The following is a 21,222-nucleotide window of genomic DNA, read 5'->3' as shown; positions in this document are numbered from 1 at the left end:
AGCCAGTGCAATACGCAAGGGTCACTTGATACGCTGGCCAGGTTTGGCGCCGCTGTCCGGGCTCAGCAGGTAGATCTCTTCGCCACCAGGGCCTGCGGCCATGACCATGCCCTCTGAGACGCCGAAACGCATTTTGCGCGGCTTGAGGTTGGCGACCATCATGGTCAGTCGGCCTTCGAGTTGCGCAGGGTCGGGGTAAGCCGACTTGATGCCGGAGAACACATTACGTTGTTCGTCGCCGATATCGAGGGTAAGGCGCAGCAGTTTGTCCGCACCCTCCACAGCCTCGGCCTTGACGATCAGCGCGACCCGCAAGTCGACTGCCGCGAAGGTGTCGAACTCGATCTGGGCAGCCAAAGGCTCCTTGCTCAGCTCGCCATTGCCGGCCGGCACCGGGCTTTGAGCGGCGGCCAAGTCCTCTTTGCTGGCGGCAATCATGGCCTCAACCTTGGCAGGCTCGATGCGGCTCATGAGCGGCTTGAACGCATTGAGGGTATGGTTCTCAAGGCGCGTGGCGGCATCTTCCCAGCGCAGCGGAGCGACATTAAGGAACGCTTCGGCGTCGGCAGCCAGCAGCGGCAGCACGGGTTTGAGGAAAATCACCAGTTGGCGGAACAGGTTGATGCCTTGGGCGCAGATCGCCTGCACTTCATCCTGCTTGCCTTCCTGCTTGGCCAGTGACCAGGGTGCCTTGTCGGCAATCCAGGCGTTGGCACGATCGGCCAGGGCCATGATCTCGCGCATGGCCTTGGCGAAATCACGGTTCTCGTAGGCCTCGGTGATCTGCGGCGCGGCATTGCGGAAGGCTTCGGTCAGCTCCGGAGCGGCGTCGCCGGAGACCAACACGCCGGCGTTGCCCTTGTGAATGAAACCGGCGCAGCGGCTGGCGATGTTGACCACCTTGCCCACCAGGTCGGAATTGACCTTCTGCACGAAGTCTTCCAGGTTCAGGTCCAGATCATCGACGCCGCGGCCCAGTTTGGCGGCGTAGTAGTAACGCAGGTACTCCGGCGCCAGGTGGTCCAGGTAAGTGCGGGCCTTGATGAAGGTGCCGCGGGACTTGGACATCTTCGCGCCATTGACTGTCAGGTAACCGTGCACGTTGACCGCCGTCGGCTTGCGCAGGCCGGCACCTTCGAGCATGGCGGGCCAGAACAGGGCGTGGAAGTTGACGATGTCCTTGCCGATGAAGTGATACAGCTCGGCGGTGGAGCCGGCATTCCAGAACGCGTCGAAGTCCAGCTCGGGGCGCCGCGCGCAGAGGTTCTTGAAGCTGGCCATGTAACCGATGGGGGCGTCCAGCCAGACATAGAAGTACTTGCCCGGCTCACCGGGGATCTCGAAACCGAAATACGGCGCGTCGCGGGAAATGTCCCACTCCTGCAGGCCGGCATCGAGCCATTCGGCCAGCTTGTTGGCGACTGCCTCTTGCAAGGTGCCGCTGCGGGTCCACTGCTCCAGCATGGCCTGGAAATCAGGCAACTTGAAGAAGAAGTGCTGGGAGTCGCGCAGCTCTGGAGTGGCGCCGGAAATCGCCGACTTCGGGTCTTTCAGTTCGGTGGGTGCGTAGGTGGCGCCGCATTTCTCGCAGTTGTCGCCGTACTGATCCTGGGCAGCGCACTTGGGGCAAGTGCCCTTGATAAAGCGGTCGGCCAGGAACATGCCTTTTTCGGGGTCGAAGTACTGCGTGACCGAGCGCGTGGCGATGTGCCCGGCCTCTTTGAGGCGCGAGTAGATCAGCGCGGACAGTTCGCGGTTCTCTTCACTGTGGGTGGAGTGGAAGTTGTCGAAGTCCACCAGGAAGTCGGCGAAGTCGCCACTGTGTTCGGCCTGAACGTTGGCGATCAGTTGCTCCGGGGTGATCCCTTCCTTTTCCGCACGCAGCATGATGGCCGAGCCGTGGGCGTCGTCGGCGCAGACATAAATGCACTGGTTGCCACGCATCTTCTGGAAGCGCACCCACATGTCCGTCTGGATGTACTCGAGCATATGGCCAAGGTGAATGGAACCGTTGGCATAGGGCAGGGCGCTGGTTACGAGAATCTGACGGGGCTCGGACATGGTGGCTCGGCTACTTATAGGGCATCGGGTGAAGAAAAAGTTGATCGGCCACTATAAAGGCCTGAGGAATATATTTCATCCCGCGTGCACATCTGCTGACGATTGACGGGTTAGCATAGGCGTCTGATTCATTGACTGTCTTGCAACGGGAGCCTCCATGAGTGCCGTCACACGTGCCGCCGTAGAAGGCGTGCTACGCCAGTACACCGACCCCTACCTGAACCAGGACCCGGTCACCGCCGGATGCGTGCAGGCCATCGACATCCAGGCCGATCAGGTTCGCGTGCATCTGCGCCTGGGCTACGCGGCCGCACTGTTCAGCAAGGGCTGGGCGCACGTGTTGGCCAGCGCCCTGGAAAACCTTGAAGGTGTCAGTCGGGCACACGTCGATGTCGACTGGCAGATCGTCGCGCACAAGGCGCAGGCTCAAGTGCCGGGCATGAGCAATGTGAAGAACATCATCGCCGTCGCGTCAGGCAAGGGCGGGGTCGGCAAGTCGACCACCGCCGCCAACCTGGCGTTGGCTCTGGCCCGTGAGGGCGCTCGCGTGGGTATTCTCGATGCTGACATTCATGGGCCCAGCCAAGGGGTCATGTTCGGCATCGCCGAGGGCACCCGGCCGCAGATTCGTGAGCAGAAATGGTTCGTACCGATCAAGGCCCATGGCGTGGAAGTCATGTCGATGGCGTTTCTTACCGACGAGAACACGCCCATGGTCTGGCGTGGGCCGATGGTCTCCGGCGCGCTGCTGCAGTTGGTGACGCAAACGGCCTGGGACGATCTCGACTACCTGGTCATCGACATGCCGCCGGGTACGGGTGACATCCAGCTGACCCTGGCGCAGAAAGTGCCGGTGGCCGGTTCGGTCATCGTCACCACGCCCCAGGACCTGGCCCTGCTCGATGCACGCAAGGGCGTGGAAATGTTCCGCAAGGTCAACATTCCGGTGCTGGGCGTGGTAGAGAACATGGCGGTGCATATCTGTTCGAACTGCGGGCATGCCGAGCACCTGTTCGGTGAGGGCGGCGGCGAGAAGCTGGCCAGCCAGTACGGGGTCGATCTACTGGCCTCATTGCCGCTGTCGATGCTGATTCGTGAGCAGGCCGACAATGGTAAGCCGACCGCCATCGCCGAGCCCGACAGTCAAATCGCCATGGTGTATCAGGAGCTGGCGCGGCAAGTGGGTGCGCGCATCGTGCTGCAGGCCGCTGCGGCGCCGGCGATGCCAAACATCACCATCAGCGAAGACTGATCCGCATGGAGCGGGGCGTTGCGCCTCGCTCCGGGATGTTGGGCCCCACAGCCGCCCATAAAAAAACCCGCCGTGAGGCGGGTTTTTTTGAAGCGAGGAAGCTAAATCGACTTAGGCGATTTGAACTTCTTCAGCCTGCATGCCTTTCTGGCCGCGGGTAGCGACGAAAGTAACAGCCTGGCCTTCTTTCAGGGTCTTGAAGCCGTCAGCTTGGATGGCTTTGAAGTGCACGAACAGGTCATCGCCCGATTGCGGAGTGATGAAGCCGTAGCCTTTCTCATCGTTGAACCACTTAACAGTACCGGATTGACGGTTGGACATGTGTCTGTCTCCTTGGACAAAGTTGATTTCGGCACAGGAAACGCCCTGGCCGGACTGAGTGCAAAGAGTAGGAAAATTCAGCGATGAGCAGATTAATATCGTGCATCAAACTAGAGATTCTCGGTGTCACGTGCAGCACAGTGGCGACACCTTAACCCACTTTCTGCAAGCTGCCAATGGTCTAGATGCCGATTGCCGTGATTCGCTGCGACAGACGGCCAGCCCGCAGATGGCGCGGGATAGGGCGCAGAACTTTAACCCGCACGCCAGGACCGGTAAGATGCGCGTCTGATTTTCCCTCGCACTCTCAGGACACCCCCGCCATGAGCATCAAATCGGACAAGTGGATTCGCCGCATGGCGCAGGAACACGGCATGATCGAACCGTTCGTCGAGCGCCAGATGCGCGGCGAGGCCGACAGCCGGGTCATCTCCTTCGGCGTCTCCAGCTACGGCTACGACGTGCGCTGCGCCGATGAATTCAAGGTCTTCACCAACATCAATTCGGCCACCGTCGATCCCAAGAATTTCGACGCCGGCAGCTTCGTCGACATCAAGAGCGACGTCTGCATCATCCCGCCGAACTCCTTCGCCCTGGCCCGCACCGTCGAATACTTCCGCATTCCGCGCAACGTGCTGACCATCTGCCTGGGCAAAAGCACCTACGCCCGCTGCGGCATCATCGTCAACGTCACGCCGCTGGAGCCGGAATGGGAAGGTCACGTGACCCTGGAGTTCTCCAACACCACCACGCTGCCGGCAAAGATCTACGCCAATGAAGGTGTGGCGCAGATGCTATTCCTCGAATCCGACGAGGAATGCGAAGTGTCTTACAAGGACCGTGGCGGCAAGTACCAGGGCCAACGCGGCGTGACCCTGCCACGCACCTGAGATTGGCCGCCGAGGGAATTGTTTTCCTGATCGGCACTCCAACGAATTAGTCGAGGCCGCACCTGTTCGATCGCACTCGTTCACACAGGCGCGGCCCGTTTCGTCAGGAGAAGCCTATGAAGCTCAATGCTGCTGTCAGTGCCAAGCTGGCCGTCCTCCAGCCCAATCATGTTGGCGTGCCCGCCTGGTCACTGCTGGCCCATCCACCGGTCCCACCCCTGCCTCATTACTTGGGCGGCGCGCCGCAACGCCTGGGTGGCGTTCCACACCAGCCTGATCAGGATACCCCGCAGCCGACCGAACCCGGCAGCCCCACCGAGCCGGATGTGCCGCCTCCCGCCCCTCAAGCCTGATTACCCCTGAATGGCCCAGACCCGCTCGGCGCCTGCAACGAAGATGCGGGCGCCAACTTGCGGGTCGATGGTCCAGCCACCGGTGAACTCGCCGAACGCGGGTAGCAGGCTGACATTGGCGTCCATCACGAAGCAGGGCAAGCGTAAACGCTGGCGCCCGCGACCGCGCAACACATAGGCAGGGTGCACGTGGCCTGCCAGTACTGGCCGTTGCCCGTGCGCCTCAGGTTCGTGGCGCAGGGCATACGGACCCAACAGCAACGGCTCATCCACTACTTCGATGTTCAAGTGCTCTGGCGGATCGCCCGCGCTATGGTCGTGGTTGCCGCGCACCAAGGTCATTGCCAGGTTCGGGTTCGCCTCGCGCCACCCCTGTAGCCGTGCCAGGGTCGCTGGCGCGCGTGCGCTGCGGGCGTGCAGGAAGTCCCCCAGCACGATCAGCCGCTCGCAGGCATGGCGGCTCACCAGCACCTGCAGCCTGTCCAGGGTCGCCTGAGTCGTGCCGCGTGGTACAGGCTGATGCAGGGCGCGGTAGCTCGCGGCCTTGCCGATGTGCACGTCAGCGACCAGCAGCGCGCGCTGGGCAGGCCAGTAGATGGCTTTGTCCGGCAGCAGCCAGAGCGTTTCACCGCAGTGTTCGATGGCCAGGTAGTCGGTGGCAGGGCAGGGTGCGTGCGGCGGGTTGGCTGGGGGGAGGGTAGGGCGGCTCATCGGCGCTCGGCGGCTTTCTCCAGGTCGGCGACCATACGGGCGATACGGTCGGCCAGTTTTTCGGTGCTGAGGGTGTCACGCAGGCCTTCGACCAGCAAGGCGAAGGCCAGCGGCCCAGGCCGAGGCAGCTCGCGCAGGTCGAGGGTGAGGTTGCCGATACGCTGCAATTGCGCATGCAGGCGTTCGATTTCCAGTTCTTCGCGCAGAACTTCGTCCCGTGCCTGGCCCAGCAGCAGGTTGTCAGCATCATGCTTGCGGAATACTTCATAGAACAGCCCGCTGGAGGCCTGGATCTGCCGCGTGCTCTTTTGCGCCGCCGGATAGCCGCCGAACACCAGACCGGCGATCTGCGCGATCTCGCGAAAGCGGCGCAGGGCCATCTCGCCGGCATTGAGGCTCGCCGTGACGTCTTCGAGCAGGTGTTCGGTGGACAGTGCCCCGGGCAGATACGCCGCCCAATCCACCGGGCTTGGGCTGAGCAGCTCGAAGCCGTAATCGCTGACGGCGATCGAGATCGACAGCGGCTGGGCCCGGCTGACGCGCCAGGCGATCAGGTTGGCCAGGCCCAGATTGGCCATGCGCCCGGCGAACGGGTAGAGAAACAGGTGCCAGCCTTGCCGCGTGTGCAAGGTTTCGGCGAGCAGGGTGCCGAGCGTCGGCAGTGCCGACCAGCGCGCCTGTACCTCGAGCAATGGCCGCACTGCGCGCAGTTCCGGGCTGGCGAAGCGGCCGTGGGCGGCGCCGTCCAACTGGGCGACCAACGCCTGGGCCAGCTCGCTCGACAGCGGCATGCGCCCGCCACTCCAGCGCGCCACCGCGGCCTTGCGCGCGGTGCTGCGGCGCACGTAGGCGGTCATGTTCTCGACCCGTACCAGCTCCAGCACCCGGCCGCCGAACACCAGGGTGTCGCCGGGGCGCAGACGCGAAATGAATGATTCCTCGACACTGCCCAGGTGCTTGCCGCCACCGCCCTTGCTCCAGTATTTGAGTTGCAGGCTGGCGTCGCTGACGATGGTGCCGATGCCCATCCGGTGGCGCCGCGCCAGGCGCTCGCTGGCGACCCGCCAGATGCCATCGGCGTGCCGCTCGACGCGCTGGTAGTCAGGATAGGCGCTGAGCGAGTCACCACCATGGGAGACGAAATCCAGCGCCCACTGCCACTGGCTGTCGCGCAGGTCATGGAAGGCCCAGGTGCTGCGCACTTCGGCAAGCAGTTCATCGGCGCGAAAGCCACTGCCCAAGGCCATGCTCACCACGTGCTGGACCAGCACATCCATGCACAGTCGGGGGGATTGGCGGCCCTCGAGATGACCTGCAGCCAGGGCCTCGCGAGCGGCTGCCGCTTCCACCAGCTCAAGGCTATGGGTCGGCACCAGGGTGATGCGTGATGGCCGCCCTGGCGCGTGCCCGGAACGCCCGGCGCGTTGTACCAAGCGTGCGATGCCTTTGCTCGAGCCGATCTGCAACACCCGCTCCACCGGTAGAAAGTCCACGCCCAGGTCAAGGCTTGAGGTGCACACCACAGCCTTCAAAGTACCTTCCTTGAGGCTGCGCTCGACCCAGTCGCGGGTGTCGCGCGCCAGCGAGGCGTGGTGCAGGGCGATCAGCCCGGCCCAGTCGGGCCGGGCGTCGAGCAAGGCCTGATACCACAGCTCGGCCTGGGCACGGGTATTGGTGAATACCAGGCAACTGCTGCTGGCGTCGATCTGCTCGCTGACCGGCTTGAGCAACTTCAGGCCCATGTGCCCGGCCCAGGGGAAACGTTCGATGTCCGGCGGCAGCAAGGTGTCGACGTCCAGGCGTTTGTCCTGTTTACCCTGGACCAATTGGCCACCCTTGGGCAGCAGAACCTGCAAGGCATGGTCAAGATTGCCCAGCGTTGCCGACAGGCCCCACACACGCAGATCCGGATGCCAGCGACGCAGGCGCGCCAGGGCCAGTTGCAGTTGCACGCCACGTTTGTTGCCGAGCAACTCGTGCCACTCATCCACCACCACCATGCGCAGGCTGGCGAAATCCGTTTCGGCCTGCGCACGGGTCAGCAGCAACGTCAGGCTTTCCGGGGTGGTGATCAGCACGCTGGGCAGGCGCCGGGCCTGACGCGCGCGTTCGGCGCTGCGGGTATCGCCGCTTCGCACACCGACGCTCCAGTGCAGTTGCAAGTCATCCAGCGGCGCCTGCAGGGCGCGGGCAGTGTCTGCCGCCAGGGCACGCATGGGGGTGATCCACAGCACCTGCAACGGCGCTGCCTGGCGCGGCGTGCCGATGGCACTGCTGGCGAAGGCGCGTAACGCGCCAAGCCACACTGCGTAGGTCTTGCCCGCGCCCGTGCTGGCATGCAGCAGGCCGGACTCGCCGCGCCCCACTGCCGCCCACACGCTGCGCTGGAAGGCGAACGGCTTCCAGCCGCGGGTGGCGAACCAGGAACTGGCGAGGTCGGCGGGTGGCGGCATGCGGGGCAAGGTCCAGGCGGTCTATGTTGCTACAGACCGCGCGCCACTGCGGTTGGTTTTACCGAACTCAGTTGCCCAAAAGATAACCGCTGCGGCAGACCCGCTCGCCAGCGACGTGGGCGATGACCATGCCTGCCGTGGCCATGCGTCGTACGCTGCGTGCATACAGCAGGCCGGACTGGGTCGTGCGCACGCTGCTGACCTGATCGCTCAGGGGGTCGATGATCTCGGCCACCAGCGCGCCGGCTTCGAGCCACTGACCAGGTTCGGCGTGGTACACCAGCAACCCGCCGCGGGTCGTGCTGAGTGCCTCAACCGCAGCCAGCGGTGTGGCCGGACGTGGCAGCGCCGGCAGCGCGCGGGCGTCGCCGGCGATTACCCCGCGCAGGGTCAGGTAATCGAGTATCGCCTGGCAATCCTGCTGGGCGAGGGCATGGCTGACATCGGCTTGGCCACGCAGTTCCAAGGTCACCGACAGCGCGCCCAGGGGAATCGGAAACTGCTTGCCGAAGCGCTGCTGCAGTTGCCACCAGAGCAGGCTGAAGCATTCATCGAACGACTGCCCGCCCGAGTCGGTGGCCAGCAGGCTGGCTTGTGCGCCCAGGTACCGCGCCAGGGGCTCGATCTGCGGCCAGGCGTCGGGGGTGGTGTAGAGGTGCTCGACGGCCTGGAAGTCGCAGTGCAGGTCGAGCACCAGTTCCGCGTCACAGGCCAGCCGTTGCAGAGTCAGGCGCAGTGATTGCAGAGGCGTCTGCGGCTGATGATCGCCCAGCGCCTGGCACAGTTGCTGGCGGATCAGCGCCGCGTTGGCCTGAGCATCCTGGGTCAGTTGCCCCTCGATGGCATCGCCGACGCTGTCGGCCAGGTCGATGAAGCGGCGGTTGAAGTTCTGCCCGCTGTGCAGCTCGAAACGCCCTAGCGGGGCGTCGAGCAGCACCTGCTCCAGACCGATGGGATTGGCCACCGGCACCAGCACCACCTCGCCGAGCAATCGCCCGGCGCTTTCCAGGCTCTGCAAACGCTGCTTGAGGTGCCAGGCCACGAGCATGCCCGGCAGCTCATCGGCATGCAGTGACGCCTGGATATAGGTCTTTCGGCTGCCACGTGGGCCGAAATGGAAGCTGTGCAACTGGCGGCTGACGCCAGGCACCGGAGAGAGCAGTTCGTGGGGAGCGTGGTGCATGGAAGATCCTGGGGTCTAGCGCTGAGCCGTCAATGAAAGCACAGGATGATCGCTAGCGCCGCGTTCTTCTGCATAACCGGCGCATCAGGCGTGTGCTTTCAGCCAAGCAGACCCTGCAAGATTGCCAGATCGTCGGCTTGCTCGACGGTCTTGTCCTGGCGCCAGCGCAGCATGCGCGGGAAGCGTACGGCGATGCCGCTCTTGTGCCGCTTGGACAAGGCAATGCCTTCGAAGCCCAGTTCGAAGACCAGCGTCGGAGTGACGCTGCGCACCGGGCCGAATGTCTCCACGGTAGTCTTGCGCACGATAGCATCGACCTTGCGCATCTCTTCATCGCTCAAGCCTGAATACGCCTTGGCGAACGGTACCAAGGTGCGTTGCGCTGTGCCCGGCGGACCGTCCCACACGGCGAAGGTGTAGTCGCTGTACAGGCTCGCTCGACGCCCATGGCCGCGCTGAGCATAGATCAGCACGGCATCGACGCTGAACGGGTCGACCTTCCATTTCCACCACACGCCCATGTCTTTGGTCCGACCCACGCCATACAGCGCTTCGCGGTGTTTGAGCATCATGCCCTCGACCCCCAGGCTGCGCGAGGCTTGGCGCTGGCGTTCGAGGTCGGCCCAATCCGGGCCTTGCAACAGGGGCGAGAGCAACACCGGGGCCAGTGGATGCTGTTCGGTCAGTTGCTCGAGCTGCGCACGCCGTTCGTGCTGGGGGCGGCTGCGCCAGTCCTCGCCCTGCCACTCGAGCAGGTCATAGGCCTGCAGTACCACCGGCGCATCGGCCAGCAGCTTCTTGCCCAGCGTCTTGCGTCCCAAGCGTTGCTGCAGCAGCGCGAAGGGTTGTACGGCAACGTCTTCAGCGCTGCTGCCGGGCTTCCACACCAGAATCTCGCCATCGAGCACCACACCATCGGGCAGGGTTTCGACCAGGCTGTGCAGTTCGGGGAAGCGTTCGGTGACCAGTTCTTCGCCACGCGACCAGATCCACAGTTGACCGTCGCGCTTGACCACCTGGGCGCGGATACCATCCCACTTCCACTCGATTTGCCAATCGCTGGGCGGGCCGATCAGCGCCTGGAATTGCTCACTGGGTGTTTGCAGGGCATGGGCCAGGAAGAATGGGTACGGCTGGCCGCCGCGCTCCTGATGTTCCTGCTCGGATTCGGCGGCGATCAGCTTGTGGTAACTGGCGGCGCTGGGTCGGTGGCTGAGGTCGGTATAACCGACCATGCGTTGCGCGACGCGCTTGGGGTCGAGCTCGGCCAACTGCGCCAGCGCACGGGTGACCAGCAGCTTGGAGACGCCCACGCGAAAGCTGCCGGTGATCAGCTTCAGGCATAGCATCAGGCTCGGACGATCGAGCTGCGCCCACAGTTGCGGCAGCCGTTCGTGCAAGGCCTCGGGAGTTTGCCCACGTAGCGGCAACAGGTAATGCTCGACCCAGTGGGCCAGGCCCTCGTCGGTGGCATGTTCGCTCTCGGGCAGCAGCAAGGAAATGGTTTCGGCCATATCGCCCACGGCCTGGTAGCTTTCTTCGAACAGCCACTCCGGCAGGCCCGACAACTGCGTGGCCAGTTCCCGCAGCACCCGGGTCGGCACCAGTTGCCGCGGGCGTCCACCGGCCAGGAAGTACACCGCCCAAGCGGCGTCATGCGCCGGCGCGACGGCGAAGTATTCGCGCAGGGCGAGCAGTTTGGCGTTGCTCGAGGTGGTGGCGTCCAGGCGCAGGTACAGCTCGGCGAAGGCTTTCATGGCTGTGCCTCGACGCTGGCGCTGTCGTCCTCATCGCCGTATTCGGTGACAAAGCCACGGGCATCCAGGCCGCGCTCGCACAAGTAGCGCACCAGCACGTTGACCGAGCCGTGGGTGACCATGACCCGCTCGGCACCGGTCTGTTCGATGGCCCACAGCAGACCCGGCCAGTCGGCATGATCGGAGAGCACGAAGCCGCGGTCCACGCCACGGCGACGGCGGGTGCCGCGCAGGCGCATCCAGCCGCTGGCGAAAGCGTCGCTGTAGTCGCCGAAACGGCGCATCCAGCTGCTGCCACCAGCCGAGGGCGGGGCCATGATCAGCGCCTGGCGCAACAGCGGATCGTTGCGCGCAAAGTCGCCAGCGTAGTGAGTCTGGGGCAGGGCGATGCCAGCCTCGCGGTAGACCCGGTTCAGCGGCTCGACCGCGCCATGCACCAGGATCGGGCCGAGGCTTGGGTTCAGGCCATGGAGAATGCGCTGGGCCTTGCCGAAGGCGTAGCAGAACAGCACGCTGGCCTTGCCTTGCTCGACATTGCCACGCCACCAGTCGTTGATCTGGGCGAAGATTTCCGCTTGGCTGGGCCAGCGGTAGATCGGCAGGCCAAAGGTCGATTCGGTGATGAAAGTATGGCAACGCACCGGTTCGAACGGCGCACAGGTGCCATCGGGTTCGACCTTGTAGTCGCCCGACGCCACCCACACTTCGCCCTGGTATTCCAGGCGCACCTGTGCCGAGCCCAGCACGTGTCCGGCGGGGTGCAGGCTCAGGGTGACGCCGTGGTGCACCAGCCGCTCGCCGTAGGGCAAGGTCTGCAGATTGATGTCCTGGCCCAGGCGACTGCGCAGCACGCCCGCGCCGGGTTCGGCCGTCAGGTAGTGGCCGTTGCCCGGACGCGAATGATCGCCGTGGCCGTGGGTGATCACTGCCCGTGCTACCGGACGCCAGGGGTCGATGTAGAAATCCCCCGGTGGGCAGTACAGGCCTTCGGGGCGAGCGATGACAAGGTCCATGGCGGTGGCGCCGAGCAGGGAGTTCCTGTTGGGAGCGCCGCGCCGCCCTGGAAGTTCGACCGGATCGTCAGCTCACTTGCCGGGTACCAGCGACAGGCGCTGTTTGCCATAGGCGCGTTCGAAGTGCTGCGGTTGCAGGGGCAGGCTCATCATCTGGCCCTTGAACCAGGCGCCGGTCGCGTCACCGAAGTGTGGGCTGGCGGGATTGCCCGATTGCCCGGAGCTGGTCATCAGTTGCAGCGGCTCGACCTGGCCGAAATCGACGATCATGCGCGCCGAGGCCGGCAGGGTGGTGTCGAACTGGCTGCCGATGGCATAGGGGGTGAAGGCCAGGGTGCTGAAGTCACCGGAGGCCGGCATGCTGGGCCGCTCGAGCGGATCGCCCAGCCCGTGCCAGGTCGGCGCGGGCCAGTGGTACTGGTGCAGCGCGCCCCACTGCCAGGCGCGGCGGTCGCTGCCCAGTTGCGCAGTGGCCGCCTGCATCGCAGCGGCCAGGCTGCGGGCGAGAATGGTCGGTTTGTCTTCCTTCTGCGGCGTACTGCGGTCATCCCAGAACGGGCTGTCGTCGCGGCCCAGCAGGTGGTCGATCTGCGCCGAATACGACAGCCGCGAATTGCTGACGAACGCTTGCCAGGGCGCGCCGGACTCAGGTCCGAGGTCGTCGAGGAAGGTTTGCCGCGCCACGCTTTGCAGGAACAATTCGTACAGCGCAGCCTCGGCCGAGGCTGCGCTCAGGCGCCCATCGAAGGCCTTGAGTCGCGCCAGGGCATCGCGCGCGGCGCTGCGCTGGTCGGCGGGCAGGGCGTTGATCGCCTGTTGCAGCGGCTGGGCCATGCCTGGGGCTTCGAACATGCGTTTGAGCTTGTCGGCCAGCGGCGTCACCGCGTCGTTGAACAGCAGGTTGAGGCTGCGCGCATCGAAGCGACCGCTGCTGGCCAGTTGGCCAAGGCGCTCGGCGCGCTCGGGGTAGTACCAGGTGCTCGACAACTGCATGCCGTAGCCCTTGGGCTGACTGCGCTGGTTGGCATGGCCGATCCAGCCGGCGGTTGGGTCCTGATCGTAGGGGTGCAGCATCGGGTCGGCATAGCCATCCCAGTCGTAGCGCCCGTCCCAGCCCGGTGAGGGCAGCAGGCCCTGGCCTTCACGGCGGTTGGGGTAGCGGCCGCTGACCTGCCAGGCGATGTGCTGCGGTTCGGCGAAGACGAAGTTGAGCGCCGCAGCGGCCACCTCCCGGGTGCTGTCGAAGGCTTTTTCCACCGAGCCTGCGCGGGTCAGGTCGAACAGCGCATCGAGGCTGCGGTCGTCCTTGAGCGACGGCAGGTACAGCGCCAGGGCCAGGCCATTGTTGCCGGGCTGGCCGAGTAAGGTGCCATGGCGGGTGTCGTACAGCACTTCGCGCACAGGGCGCTCACCCTTGACGAAGAAGGTTTCGTTGCGCGCGCGTGCCGGTAGCCACTTGCCGTCGGCCAGGTAGGTCAGCTGATTGCCCTGGCGCCGCACCTGTTCGAGGAACAGGTCCTGGTTGTCGGCCATCACCGCGCTGCTGCTCCAGGCCAGCTTGCCGTTGTACCCGGCCAGCAGCAACGGCAGACCCGGCAGCGACAGCCCCGCCACCTGGTACTTGCTGGTGTGCACCTGCACCGGGCTCAGTGCCCAGGCCGCGCGACTGTCGCTGGCCAACAGGCTTTTGCCACTGCGGCTGCGCTGCGGCGCGATGGCCAGGTTGGCCGAGCCCGGACTGCCGAGCAGGTCGAGATCGGCCAGCTTCTGCGCAGCGGCGGCCAGGGCGGTGAAGCCCGCAAGCTGGTCGACCAGGTTGAGGCCCTTGAGTTTGCCGGCTTCGGCCTCGGCCAGTGGCTCATCGGCGGCCACCGGCAGCAGCCAGGGCAGCTTGTCGCCGCCCACCTGGCGGGCCAGGGTCAGGGCGGACAGTTCCTCTTGCAGATTCACCGACTGGCTGAAGGCATACAGGCTGAAGATCAGCGCCGAGTCCTCAGGCTTCCAGTACTCGAGCTGCTGATTACCCTTGGCCAGCCCGCCTGGCAGGCTGTTGCGATAACGGAACAGGTAGGCGTTGACACCGCGGGCGTAGACCTCGAAGAAACGCTGCACCCGCGGTGAGGCAGCGGTATACAGCTGGCCGGCGCTTTGTCTGAGGTTGACCGCGCGCATCAGCCGGTCGACGTCCAGCGCTTCGGCACCGGCCAGCTCGGCCATGCGCCCCTGCGCGAGCAGGCGCATGGCGAGCATCTGCTCGATGCGGTCGACGCTGTGCACATAGCCCAGGCTGAACAGCGCGTCATGGAAGTTGCCGCTTTCGATCAGCGGCGCGCCCATGCTGTTGCGCCGCACCGACGCACCGTGCGCCAGGCCTTTGAGCGCCTGCACACCGACGCTGGGCGGCACGCTTTCAGGTTGCGCGCCCATCTGGCAGCCGCCCAGACCGAGCAGGCCAAGCAGCGTGGCAGCGGCGGTAAGACGTGGGCGAAAGGACGCGAAGGCGGCGGCGGCCATGGCAAGGGCTCCTGCAGGGCGAGGGGGCGGTAGGGAAAGGCGCTACGTTAGTGACGGCGAAGGCGCCGTGCAAGCGGCGCTGAAGGCTTTTTTACCCTGTACAGTGGTTGCGCTGGGACGAAGATCTGCCGCTCAAGCAACGACTGCCGTGGCAGTCTGGCGTAAAGCCATCAATGCTGTTGTCGAACCCGCATATCCGGCTCACGCCGCCTGGCACGACGCCGCGATTCGCTCACTGAGGTAACCGTCATGACCCGCTCTACCGAACCCCAACCTGCCCCGCGCTCCGTCGGTTGCCGACGCTGCGCCGACCAGGCGCCACTGCCGTTCGACTTCAGCATGGCCTTTCAGCCAATCGTCGCGCCAGGGCGTCAGCAGGTGTTCGCCTATGAAGCGCTGGTGCGTGGCACCGATGGCAGTAGTGCCTACAGCGTGTTGAGCAAGGTCACCGAAGACAACCGCTACACCTTCGATCAGACCTGTCGCATCAAGGCTGTCGAACTGGCCGCGCAGTTGAACCTGCAGGGCTACCTGAGCATCAACTTCCTGCCCAACGCGGTGTATCAGCCCGCAGCCTGCATTCGTGCGACCCTCGACGCCGCACAGCGGGTCGGCTTTCCCACCAGCCGGATCATCTTCGAAGTGACCGAGAACGAGAGCCTGACCGATCGCACGCACCTGAAGAACATCCTCATCGAGTACCAGCGGCAAGGCTTCAAGACCGCCATCGATGACTTCGGGGCCGGTTATTCGGGGTTGGGGCTGTTGGCCGAGTTCCAGCCCGACATCATCAAGCTGGACATGGAACTGATTCGCGGGGTCGATCACGACACCGCGCGCCTGGCCATCGTCGAAGGCATCGTCGGCATCTGCAGGAAGCTGGGCATTCGGATCATTGCCGAAGGGGTGGAACAGGTGGCTGAGTACCGCGCGCTCAGGGCGCTGGGCATCGACCTGTTCCAGGGCTACCTGTTCGCCCGGCCGGCGTATCAGGCATTGCCCGAGCCGCAGTGGCCGCTCGACTGAAACGCGCCGAGGGCCACTGCACTGCGTTCAGAGTTTCAGGCGCCGTGGCACTTCTTGAACTTTTTCTCGCTGCCGCATGGGCATGGGTCGTTGCGACCGACATCCTTGAGGGTATTGCGCACCGGCTCCTGGGGGGCATGGTTGCAGTGCGGGCCATGTACATGGCCGTGGTGGTGGTGGTCATGGTCGTGGTTGCAGTCCGGGCCATGGACATGAGGTTGCTGGGTCATGCGGTCTACTCCGAGTGAAAATCGCCGGGGATTATCTCACCACTGCGCCAGAAGTGCAGGCTTCGATGCCACAACAGTCCAGTGTTGAGCTCGCCGCTGAGTTGGTAGGGCACCGGCCGCTTGCTGCGGATGGCCTTGACCAGCGGCTTGAGGTGGCGCCAGAGGTTGGTGCGTACCTCGATCTTGAAGGTGCGCTGTTCATGTGCGGCGACGCTGCGCCACAGGCTGGCGTTGTCCTCGACCACCGGAATGTCGTTGAGCCGCACGGAAAAATCCAGGTTACGGATGAACAGCCGGCTGTCGTTCGGATTGTCGACCCGCACGTGCAGGATGAACTGCTGCTGGTGCATCGTGGCCTTGACCTTCTGCACCTTGACCAGGCGCAACTGCGGCTCGCGCCAGTCGTCGCTGCCCCAGCTGGCGCAGCCGCCCAGAACGCTCAGCATCAGACTCAGTAGCAACAGGCGACTCAATGGGTTCATCGCTCACCCGGCCAGGTAGCTGGCGCAGCATTTCTTGAACTTCTGCCCGCTGGCGCAGGGGCAGAGGTCGTTGCGACCGACCTTCAGCGGTACGGTCGGGTCGATGAAGTACCAGCGCCCGGCGTGCTGGACGAATGCCGAGCGCTCGCGGTGTTGGTGATCGCCATCGGCGTCATGCCAGCGCGCGGTGAAGGTGACGAAGGCATGTTCCGGCTGGCCGCCGAACACCTCGGCGCTTTCCACTTCCAGCCCCAGCCAGGTGCTCTGGGCGCTCCAGGCACTGATTGCAGCGCGGTCCAGACCGGGCTGCTGCGCGGGCAGGGTGGTGTCGTGCAGGTAGTCGATCAGGCCCAGCACGTAGGCGCTATACCGTGAACGCATCAGTGCCTGGGCATCGGGCGCCGGGGTGCCGGCGTGCCAGTGACCGCAGCAGGCATCGAGCAGGTTGCCACTGCCACAGGGGCAGACCGAAACACTCATCCAATCACCACCAGTACTTGCCAAAATTTTCCGGGTTGGCCCAGAACCGTGCGTTGAGCCAGTCCGGGACCTGTTTGTAGTCACGTAGATCATAGGTGAACAGGCACAACTGCTGGGCGTCGCGAGTGAATTTCTCGCTGGCCGACAGGGCCAGGGCATAGAAGTCGGTGTCTTGCCAGCCACAGGCTTGCAGATCGGCCAGCACCGCCACTTTGCTGGCGTTCAGATTGCGGATGCCGCCCAGCAGTTCCAGACCCGTGCGCTTGGGCAGATGTTCCAGGCACTCGACCAGCACGGCCAGGTCATAGCGCTGTGCAGCGACAGGGGCGGGCAAGGTCGCAGCGGGCACGTGTTCGATGAGCGTCTGCGGATGGGCCTGGGCGAACGCGTCCAGGGCCGGGAAGTGGCTGCCGACCAGCAACAGCCGCTGCGGCGCGACACGCTCGAGCAGCGCGGCAAGGGCCTGCTGCGGCGTTCGCTGGGAAATATTCAGGGTCATCGAGGTTCCTCGCTCAGAGCGCTCAAGACTAACGGTCTGCGGCGTGCGGGCATAGAGGCAGCGGTGCTGACTGATGGCCGAACACTGGCAGAGCCGCTTGGCGGGGTCTTTACTGCGGTGGATCGGTCCTCGGCCGACGACCCCATTAGGAGAAGCAACCCATGAGTACAGTTCGCACCGCGGTACCTCTGATTTTGCTTGCCAGCCTGATGACCGGCTGCGCCGGCCTGCAGAAAACCGACTGGCCCAAGTGCGCTGCCGTAGGCGGTGTCGGCGGTGCCGCCCTGGGCGCCATCGAAAGCTCCAGCTGGGCGGGCTGGGGTGCGTTGCTCGGCGGCGGCCTGGCAGCTGGCTACTGTTGGGCCCACGGCGATGGTGACGAGGACGGTGATGGCGTACCGGACAGTCGCGACAAGTGCCCGGGCACGCCGCGCGGGGTCCAGGTCGATGCCACCGGCTGTCCGCTCAAGGCGCCGGAGCCGGCCCCGGTAGTCGAGGAAGTGATAGTGGTCGAGAAAGAAGAGGTGATCGTGATTCGCGATGTGCACTTCGAGTTCGATTCGGCGCGCCTGACCGCCACCGACAAAGAGCGCCTCAACACCATTGCCACGCGCCTCAAGCAAGAGGCTGCCAGCGCGCGCCTGAGCGTCACCGGGCATACCGACAGCGTCGGGGCCGACAGCTACAACCAGAAACTATCGGACCGTCGCGCCCATTCGGTGACCGATTACCTGATCGGCAGCGGCGTGCCGCGCAGCAGTTTCGTCTCGGTCACAGGTGCCGGGGAAAGCCAGCCGGTGGCCGACAACGCAACCGCCGAAGGCCGGGCGATGAACCGTCGCACGGAAATCAAGATCGACCGTTGAGGTTCGCCGCCCACGGCAGACAGCCATTGCCGTGGGCGTTCATTCACGACCCGCGCCAAGGCGTGCGCACACGGAGTCTCACCATGGGCCTGATCCTCAACCTGGGCAAGGCCCTGACCGTGCTGTTCTGGGGCGTGGTGCTGTTCAATCACCTGTTGCCCCAGGCCATGCCGTTCAGTCTGCTGATCAAGGCTGCGGGGTTGGCGCTGTTCGGCCTGCACGTGCTGGAGGTGCTGTGCTTCAACGCCAGCCTGCGCGGTCGCAGTCATCGTTGGTTCGACCGTCTGCAGATTCTGCTCACCGGCATGTTCCACGTCATGTCGCTGCCCAGGCCTGCGCCGCGCAGTTGAGGCCTCAGAAGCTCCAGCGGGCGCTGGCAACGGCCACCACCAGCAGTCCCAGCAGCAGGTTGATGCCCACCATCCGTCGGATACGCGCCAGCGCGCTGGCCCCGGCCGCCCAGTCCTCCCTGGCGAGCGCTTCACGCAGTTGTGGCAGCAGCAAGGCATGGATGCGCAGAAACACCGCGACCATGACGATGGCGCCGCCGATCATCCATTGCACGTAGCGCGGCGCGGTCTCGAAGCCGCTGAAACGGCTGTGGATCAGCACCACACCGCTGATCGCCAAGGTCGTCACTGCCACCCAGACCCATCCGAAGAAACGTGGGAAAACTTCCCCCCACAGGCGCAACCGCGCTGGCCCCTCCAGCGCCTTGGCCGTGGCCGGGCGCAGCACCATCCAGGCGAAGAACATGCCGCCGACCCAGATCAGCGAAGCCAGGACGTGCAATGTGTAGGGCAGGGCATGGACGAGCATGAGGATCTCCGAAGGCATAAACGGCGTGAGGCAGGTATGATAGCCGGCCCGTGTAAAGCACTGAAAATATATCCAGCCCTTCGGGCGCGCAGACCATGATCAGCAACGAACTCAAAGCCACCATCCAAGGCGCCTATACGCGTTTCCTCGAAGCCAAGAGCCTCAAGCCGCGCTATGGCCAGCGTCTGATGATCGCCGAAGTCGCCAAGGTGCTCGGCGACATCGCCGTGGACGATGAAGGCCGCCGTGCCGGCGACCCCGCCGTGGTCGCGGTCGAAGCGGGCACCGGTACCGGCAAGACCGTTGCCTATAGCCTGGCGGCCATTCCCGCGGCCAAGGCCGCCGGCAAGCGCCTGGTGATCGCCACTGCCACCGTGGCCCTGCAGGAGCAGATCGTCTTCAAGGACCTGCCCGACCTGATGCGCAACAGTGGCCTGAACTTCAGCTTCGCGCTGGCCAAGGGGCGCGGTCGCTACCTGTGCCTGTCCAAGCTCGACGTGCTGCTGCAGGAAGGCCAGGCGCAGTCGTCCACCGCGCAACTGTTCGAGGAAGAGGGCTTTCAGATCGACGTCGATGAGCGCAGCCAGAAGCTGTTCAATTCGATGATCGAAAAGCTCGCCGGCAACCGCTGGGACGGCGATCGTGACAGCTGGCCCGAAGCGCTCGAGGATCAGGACTGGATGCGCCTGACCACCGATCACAGCCAGTGCACCGGCCGCCACTGCCCGAATTTTCAGCAGTGCGTGTTCTACAAGGCCCGTGAAGGCATGGGCAAGGTCGATGTCATCGTCACCAACCACGACATGGTTCTGGCTGACCTCGCCCTGGGTGGCGGGGCGGTGCTGCCTGACCCACGCGACACCATGTACGTGTTCGACGAAGGCCATCACCTGCCCGACAAGGCCATCGGCCACTTCGCCCATTTCTCACGCCTGCGCTCGACCGCCGACTGGCTCGAGCAGACCGCCAAGAACCTCACCAAGCTGCTGGCCCAGCACCCGCTGCCCGGTGACTTGGGCAAGCTGATCGAGCAAGTGCCTGAGCTGGCCCGGGAAATTCGTACCCAGCAGCAGTTCATGTTCACCCTCTGCGAGCAGGTCGCCGACTTTCGTCCCAGTGAAGACAACGAAGGCCGTGACCGTCCGCGCTATCGCTTCGAGGGTGGGGTGATCCCCGAGCAGCTCCGCGAGATCGGCATCGAGTTGAAGAAAGGCTTTGCCCGCCTCAATGACCTGTTCACGCGCCTGGCCGACCTGCTCAAGGAAGGCATGGATGGTGAGGTCAACATCGGCATCGCCAGCCACCAGGCCGAAGAGTGGTACCCGCTGTTCGGCAGCCTGGTGACCCGCGCCCAGGGCAACTGGGAGCTGTGGACCGCCTTCACCGCCGAAGACCCTGAGGACAGCCCGCCGATGGCGCGCTGGCTGTCGCTGGCCGAAAGCGGCGCGCTGTTCGACATCGAGGTCAACGCCAGCCCGATCCTCGCCGCCGAGATGCTGCGGCGCAACCTGTGGAAAGTTGCCTACGGCGCGCTGGTGACTTCCGCCACGCTCACGGCGCTGGGCAAGTTCGACCGCCTGCGCATGCGTTCCGGACTGCCACGCGATGCCGTGACCTGCGTCGTACCCAGCCCGTTCGTGCACGGCGATGCCGGCGTGCTGCGGGTGCCCGACCTGCGCGCCGACCCGCGCGATGCGGTGGCGCACACCGCAGCGATCATCCGCGAGCTGCCGGCCATGGTCGAAGACGCCCGCGGCGCCCTGGTGCTGTTTTCCTCGCGTAAACAGATGCAGGACGTGTTCGATGGCCTGGACCGCGACTGGCGCAAGCTGGTGCTGATCCAAGGCAATCTGTCTAAGCAGGAAACCCTCAACAAGCACAAGGCGCGAGTCGACGATGGCCAGCACAGCGTGCTGTTCGGCCTGGCCAGCTTCGCCGAAGGGGTTGACCTGCCCGGTGCCTATTGCGAGCACGTGGTCATCGCCAAGATCCCTTTCGCCGTGCCGGACGATCCGGTGGAAGCGGCGCTGGCCGAATGGATCGAAGCCCGTGGCGGCAATCCGTTCATGGAAATCGCCGTGCCCGACGCTTCGTTGCGTCTGATCCAGGCCTGCGGCCGTCTGCTGCGCACCGAACAGGACCGCGGCGTCATCACCTTGCTCGACCGGCGTCTGGTCACCCAGCGCTACGGCAAGGCTATCCTCAATGCACTTCCGCCCTTCCGGCGGGAAATTGCCTGATCGCCGGCGCACGATGCGCCGGCCCGTTGTCTCCTATTCGGTCGTGAGCCCTGTCGGGCTCTGAAGGAGTGT

At 64.8% G+C, this 21,222-nt stretch carries 20 protein-coding genes; 7 read left to right on the top strand and 13 right to left on the bottom strand.

What is annotated here, in order from left to right:
* Positions 1–21: 21 nt before the first annotated feature.
* Positions 22–2,061, bottom strand: a complete 2,040-nt coding sequence (metG, locus tag LK03_RS00655; RefSeq protein WP_038410633.1) for a methionine--tRNA ligase — start codon at positions 2,059–2,061, stop codon at positions 22–24.
* A gap of 157 nt (positions 2,062–2,218) precedes the next feature.
* Here metG and apbC point away from each other — a divergent pair, with 157 nt between their 5' ends.
* Positions 2,219–3,313: an iron-sulfur cluster carrier protein ApbC gene (apbC, locus tag LK03_RS00650; RefSeq protein WP_038410632.1), complete on the top strand. Its 1,095-nt coding sequence runs from the start codon at positions 2,219–2,221 to the stop codon at positions 3,311–3,313.
* Between the two features lie 111 nt (positions 3,314–3,424).
* Here the strand turns inward: apbC and LK03_RS00645 are convergent, their stop codons facing one another.
* Entirely contained in the window at positions 3,425–3,634 is a 210-nt protein-coding gene (locus LK03_RS00645; protein WP_016488765.1) for a cold-shock protein, read from the bottom strand.
* 323 nt (positions 3,635–3,957) lie between these two features.
* Between LK03_RS00645 and dcd the strand changes: the two genes are divergently transcribed.
* Positions 3,958–4,524 (top strand): dCTP deaminase, encoded by a 567-nt coding sequence (dcd, locus tag LK03_RS00640; protein ID WP_028695358.1) that lies wholly within the window; start codon positions 3,958–3,960, stop codon positions 4,522–4,524.
* A 116-nt stretch (positions 4,525–4,640) separates the two neighbouring features.
* Positions 4,641–4,877 (top strand): hypothetical protein, encoded by a 237-nt coding sequence (locus tag LK03_RS00635; RefSeq protein WP_038410631.1) that lies wholly within the window; start codon positions 4,641–4,643, stop codon positions 4,875–4,877.
* Here the strand turns inward: LK03_RS00635 and pdeM are convergent, their stop codons facing one another.
* The 6 genes from pdeM to LK03_RS00605 all read right to left on the bottom strand — a co-directional run bounded on the left by pdeM (position 4,878) and on the right by LK03_RS00605 (position 14,508).
* Entirely contained in the window at positions 4,878–5,588 is a 711-nt protein-coding gene (pdeM, locus tag LK03_RS00630) for a ligase-associated DNA damage response endonuclease PdeM (RefSeq protein ID WP_049870399.1), read from the bottom strand.
* Entirely contained in the window at positions 5,585–8,041 is a 2,457-nt protein-coding gene (locus LK03_RS00625) for a ligase-associated DNA damage response DEXH box helicase (protein WP_038410630.1), read from the bottom strand. The genes pdeM and LK03_RS00625 overlap by 4 nt, the downstream gene beginning before the upstream one ends.
* Positions 8,042–8,108: 67 nt before the next feature.
* Complete coding sequence (locus LK03_RS00620; RefSeq protein ID WP_038410629.1) at positions 8,109–9,224, bottom strand: succinylglutamate desuccinylase/aspartoacylase family protein; 1,116 nt, start codon at positions 9,222–9,224, stop codon at positions 8,109–8,111.
* Between the two features lie 98 nt (positions 9,225–9,322).
* The gene (locus LK03_RS00615; RefSeq protein WP_038410628.1) at positions 9,323–10,981 is read right to left on the bottom strand and encodes an ATP-dependent DNA ligase; all 1,659 of its coding nucleotides are present in this window, start codon (positions 10,979–10,981) and stop codon (positions 9,323–9,325) included.
* Positions 10,978–11,994, bottom strand: a complete 1,017-nt coding sequence (locus LK03_RS00610; protein ID WP_038410627.1) for a ligase-associated DNA damage response exonuclease — start codon at positions 11,992–11,994, stop codon at positions 10,978–10,980. Before LK03_RS00610 ends, LK03_RS00615 begins: the two co-directional genes overlap by 4 nt.
* 72 nt (positions 11,995–12,066) lie before the next feature.
* Positions 12,067–14,508 (bottom strand): penicillin acylase family protein, encoded by a 2,442-nt coding sequence (locus LK03_RS00605; RefSeq protein WP_038410626.1) that lies wholly within the window; start codon positions 14,506–14,508, stop codon positions 12,067–12,069.
* A gap of 249 nt (positions 14,509–14,757) precedes the next feature.
* Here LK03_RS00605 and LK03_RS00600 point away from each other — a divergent pair, with 249 nt between their 5' ends.
* Positions 14,758–15,534: an EAL domain-containing protein gene (locus tag LK03_RS00600; RefSeq protein WP_038410625.1), complete on the top strand. Its 777-nt coding sequence runs from the start codon at positions 14,758–14,760 to the stop codon at positions 15,532–15,534.
* A 35-nt stretch (positions 15,535–15,569) separates the two neighbouring features.
* On the opposite strand, the gene LK03_RS21665 is transcribed toward LK03_RS00600, so the two are convergent.
* The 4 genes from LK03_RS21665 to LK03_RS00580 are packed head-to-tail and all read right to left on the bottom strand — an operon-like array spanning position 15,570 to position 17,225.
* Positions 15,570–15,764, bottom strand: coding sequence for an SEC-C metal-binding domain-containing protein (locus LK03_RS21665; RefSeq protein ID WP_038410624.1), 195 nt, complete (start codon positions 15,762–15,764; stop codon positions 15,570–15,572).
* Positions 15,765–15,769: 5 nt separating this feature from the next.
* The gene (locus LK03_RS00590; protein ID WP_038410623.1) at positions 15,770–16,246 is read right to left on the bottom strand and encodes an LEA type 2 family protein; all 477 of its coding nucleotides are present in this window, start codon (positions 16,244–16,246) and stop codon (positions 15,770–15,772) included.
* Positions 16,247–16,249: 3 nt separating this feature from the next.
* On the bottom strand, positions 16,250–16,726 hold the full coding sequence (locus tag LK03_RS00585) for a YchJ family protein (RefSeq protein ID WP_038410622.1): 477 nt from the start codon (positions 16,724–16,726) through the stop codon (positions 16,250–16,252).
* A gap of 4 nt (positions 16,727–16,730) precedes the next feature.
* Entirely contained in the window at positions 16,731–17,225 is a 495-nt protein-coding gene (locus LK03_RS00580; protein WP_038410621.1) for a DUF6231 family protein, read from the bottom strand.
* A 161-nt stretch (positions 17,226–17,386) separates the two neighbouring features.
* Between LK03_RS00580 and LK03_RS00575 the strand changes: the two genes are divergently transcribed.
* Both LK03_RS00575 and LK03_RS00570 read left to right on the top strand, forming a co-directional pair.
* A complete protein-coding gene (locus LK03_RS00575; protein ID WP_038410620.1) occupies positions 17,387–18,091 on the top strand; it encodes an OmpA family protein in 705 nt (234 codons plus the stop codon).
* Between the two features lie 83 nt (positions 18,092–18,174).
* The gene (locus tag LK03_RS00570; protein ID WP_038410619.1) at positions 18,175–18,441 is read left to right on the top strand and encodes a DUF1145 domain-containing protein; all 267 of its coding nucleotides are present in this window, start codon (positions 18,175–18,177) and stop codon (positions 18,439–18,441) included.
* Between the two features lie 4 nt (positions 18,442–18,445).
* Here LK03_RS00570 and LK03_RS00565 read toward each other — a convergent pair whose 3' ends face one another.
* Positions 18,446–18,910, bottom strand: coding sequence for a CopD family protein (locus LK03_RS00565; RefSeq protein WP_038410618.1), 465 nt, complete (start codon positions 18,908–18,910; stop codon positions 18,446–18,448).
* Positions 18,911–19,005: 95 nt separating this feature from the next.
* Here LK03_RS00565 and dinG point away from each other — a divergent pair, with 95 nt between their 5' ends.
* Positions 19,006–21,150, top strand: coding sequence for an ATP-dependent DNA helicase DinG (dinG, locus tag LK03_RS00560; protein WP_038410617.1), 2,145 nt, complete (start codon positions 19,006–19,008; stop codon positions 21,148–21,150).
* Positions 21,151–21,222: the final 72 nt, after the last annotated feature.

The sequence above is a fragment of the Pseudomonas cremoricolorata genome (assembly GCF_000759535.1).
GTDB classification, from domain to species: Bacteria; Pseudomonadota; Gammaproteobacteria; order Pseudomonadales; family Pseudomonadaceae; genus Aquipseudomonas; species Aquipseudomonas cremoricolorata_A.
Note: the sequence above shows the minus strand (reverse complement) of the source record. Positions and strands in the feature narration are given on the sequence as shown.

Excerpts from the sequence above, each read along its gene's own strand:
- LK03_RS21665 (WP_038410624.1), bottom strand. The coding sequence starts at position 15,764 with ATGACCCAGCAACCTCATGTCCATGGCCCGGACTGCAACCACGACCAT.
- LK03_RS00600 (WP_038410625.1), top strand. The coding sequence starts at position 14,758 with ATGACCCGCTCTACCGAACCCCAACCTGCCCCGCGCTCCGTCGGTTGC.
- LK03_RS00635 (WP_038410631.1), top strand. The coding sequence starts at position 4,641 with ATGAAGCTCAATGCTGCTGTCAGTGCCAAGCTGGCCGTCCTCCAGCCC.
- LK03_RS00565 (WP_038410618.1), bottom strand. The coding sequence starts at position 18,910 with ATGCTCGTCCATGCCCTGCCCTACACATTGCACGTCCTGGCTTCGCTG.
- LK03_RS00615 (WP_038410628.1), bottom strand. The coding sequence starts at position 10,981 with ATGAAAGCCTTCGCCGAGCTGTACCTGCGCCTGGACGCCACCACCTCG.
- LK03_RS00620 (WP_038410629.1), bottom strand. The coding sequence starts at position 9,224 with ATGCACCACGCTCCCCACGAACTGCTCTCTCCGGTGCCTGGCGTCAGC.
- LK03_RS00590 (WP_038410623.1), bottom strand. The coding sequence starts at position 16,246 with ATGAACCCATTGAGTCGCCTGTTGCTACTGAGTCTGATGCTGAGCGTT.
- dinG (WP_038410617.1), top strand. The coding sequence starts at position 19,006 with ATGATCAGCAACGAACTCAAAGCCACCATCCAAGGCGCCTATACGCGT.
- LK03_RS00605 (WP_038410626.1), bottom strand. The coding sequence starts at position 14,508 with ATGGCCGCCGCCGCCTTCGCGTCCTTTCGCCCACGTCTTACCGCCGCT.
- LK03_RS00580 (WP_038410621.1), bottom strand. The coding sequence starts at position 17,225 with ATGACCCTGAATATTTCCCAGCGAACGCCGCAGCAGGCCCTTGCCGCG.
- LK03_RS00645 (WP_016488765.1), bottom strand. The coding sequence starts at position 3,634 with ATGTCCAACCGTCAATCCGGTACTGTTAAGTGGTTCAACGATGAGAAA.
- metG (WP_038410633.1), bottom strand. The coding sequence starts at position 2,061 with ATGTCCGAGCCCCGTCAGATTCTCGTAACCAGCGCCCTGCCCTATGCC.
- apbC (WP_038410632.1), top strand. The coding sequence starts at position 2,219 with ATGAGTGCCGTCACACGTGCCGCCGTAGAAGGCGTGCTACGCCAGTAC.
- LK03_RS00585 (WP_038410622.1), bottom strand. The coding sequence starts at position 16,726 with ATGAGTGTTTCGGTCTGCCCCTGTGGCAGTGGCAACCTGCTCGATGCC.
- LK03_RS00570 (WP_038410619.1), top strand. The coding sequence starts at position 18,175 with ATGGGCCTGATCCTCAACCTGGGCAAGGCCCTGACCGTGCTGTTCTGG.
- LK03_RS00575 (WP_038410620.1), top strand. The coding sequence starts at position 17,387 with ATGAGTACAGTTCGCACCGCGGTACCTCTGATTTTGCTTGCCAGCCTG.
- dcd (WP_028695358.1), top strand. The coding sequence starts at position 3,958 with ATGAGCATCAAATCGGACAAGTGGATTCGCCGCATGGCGCAGGAACAC.
- LK03_RS00625 (WP_038410630.1), bottom strand. The coding sequence starts at position 8,041 with ATGCCGCCACCCGCCGACCTCGCCAGTTCCTGGTTCGCCACCCGCGGC.
- LK03_RS00610 (WP_038410627.1), bottom strand. The coding sequence starts at position 11,994 with ATGGACCTTGTCATCGCTCGCCCCGAAGGCCTGTACTGCCCACCGGGG.
- pdeM (WP_049870399.1), bottom strand. The coding sequence starts at position 5,588 with ATGAGCCGCCCTACCCTCCCCCCAGCCAACCCGCCGCACGCACCCTGC.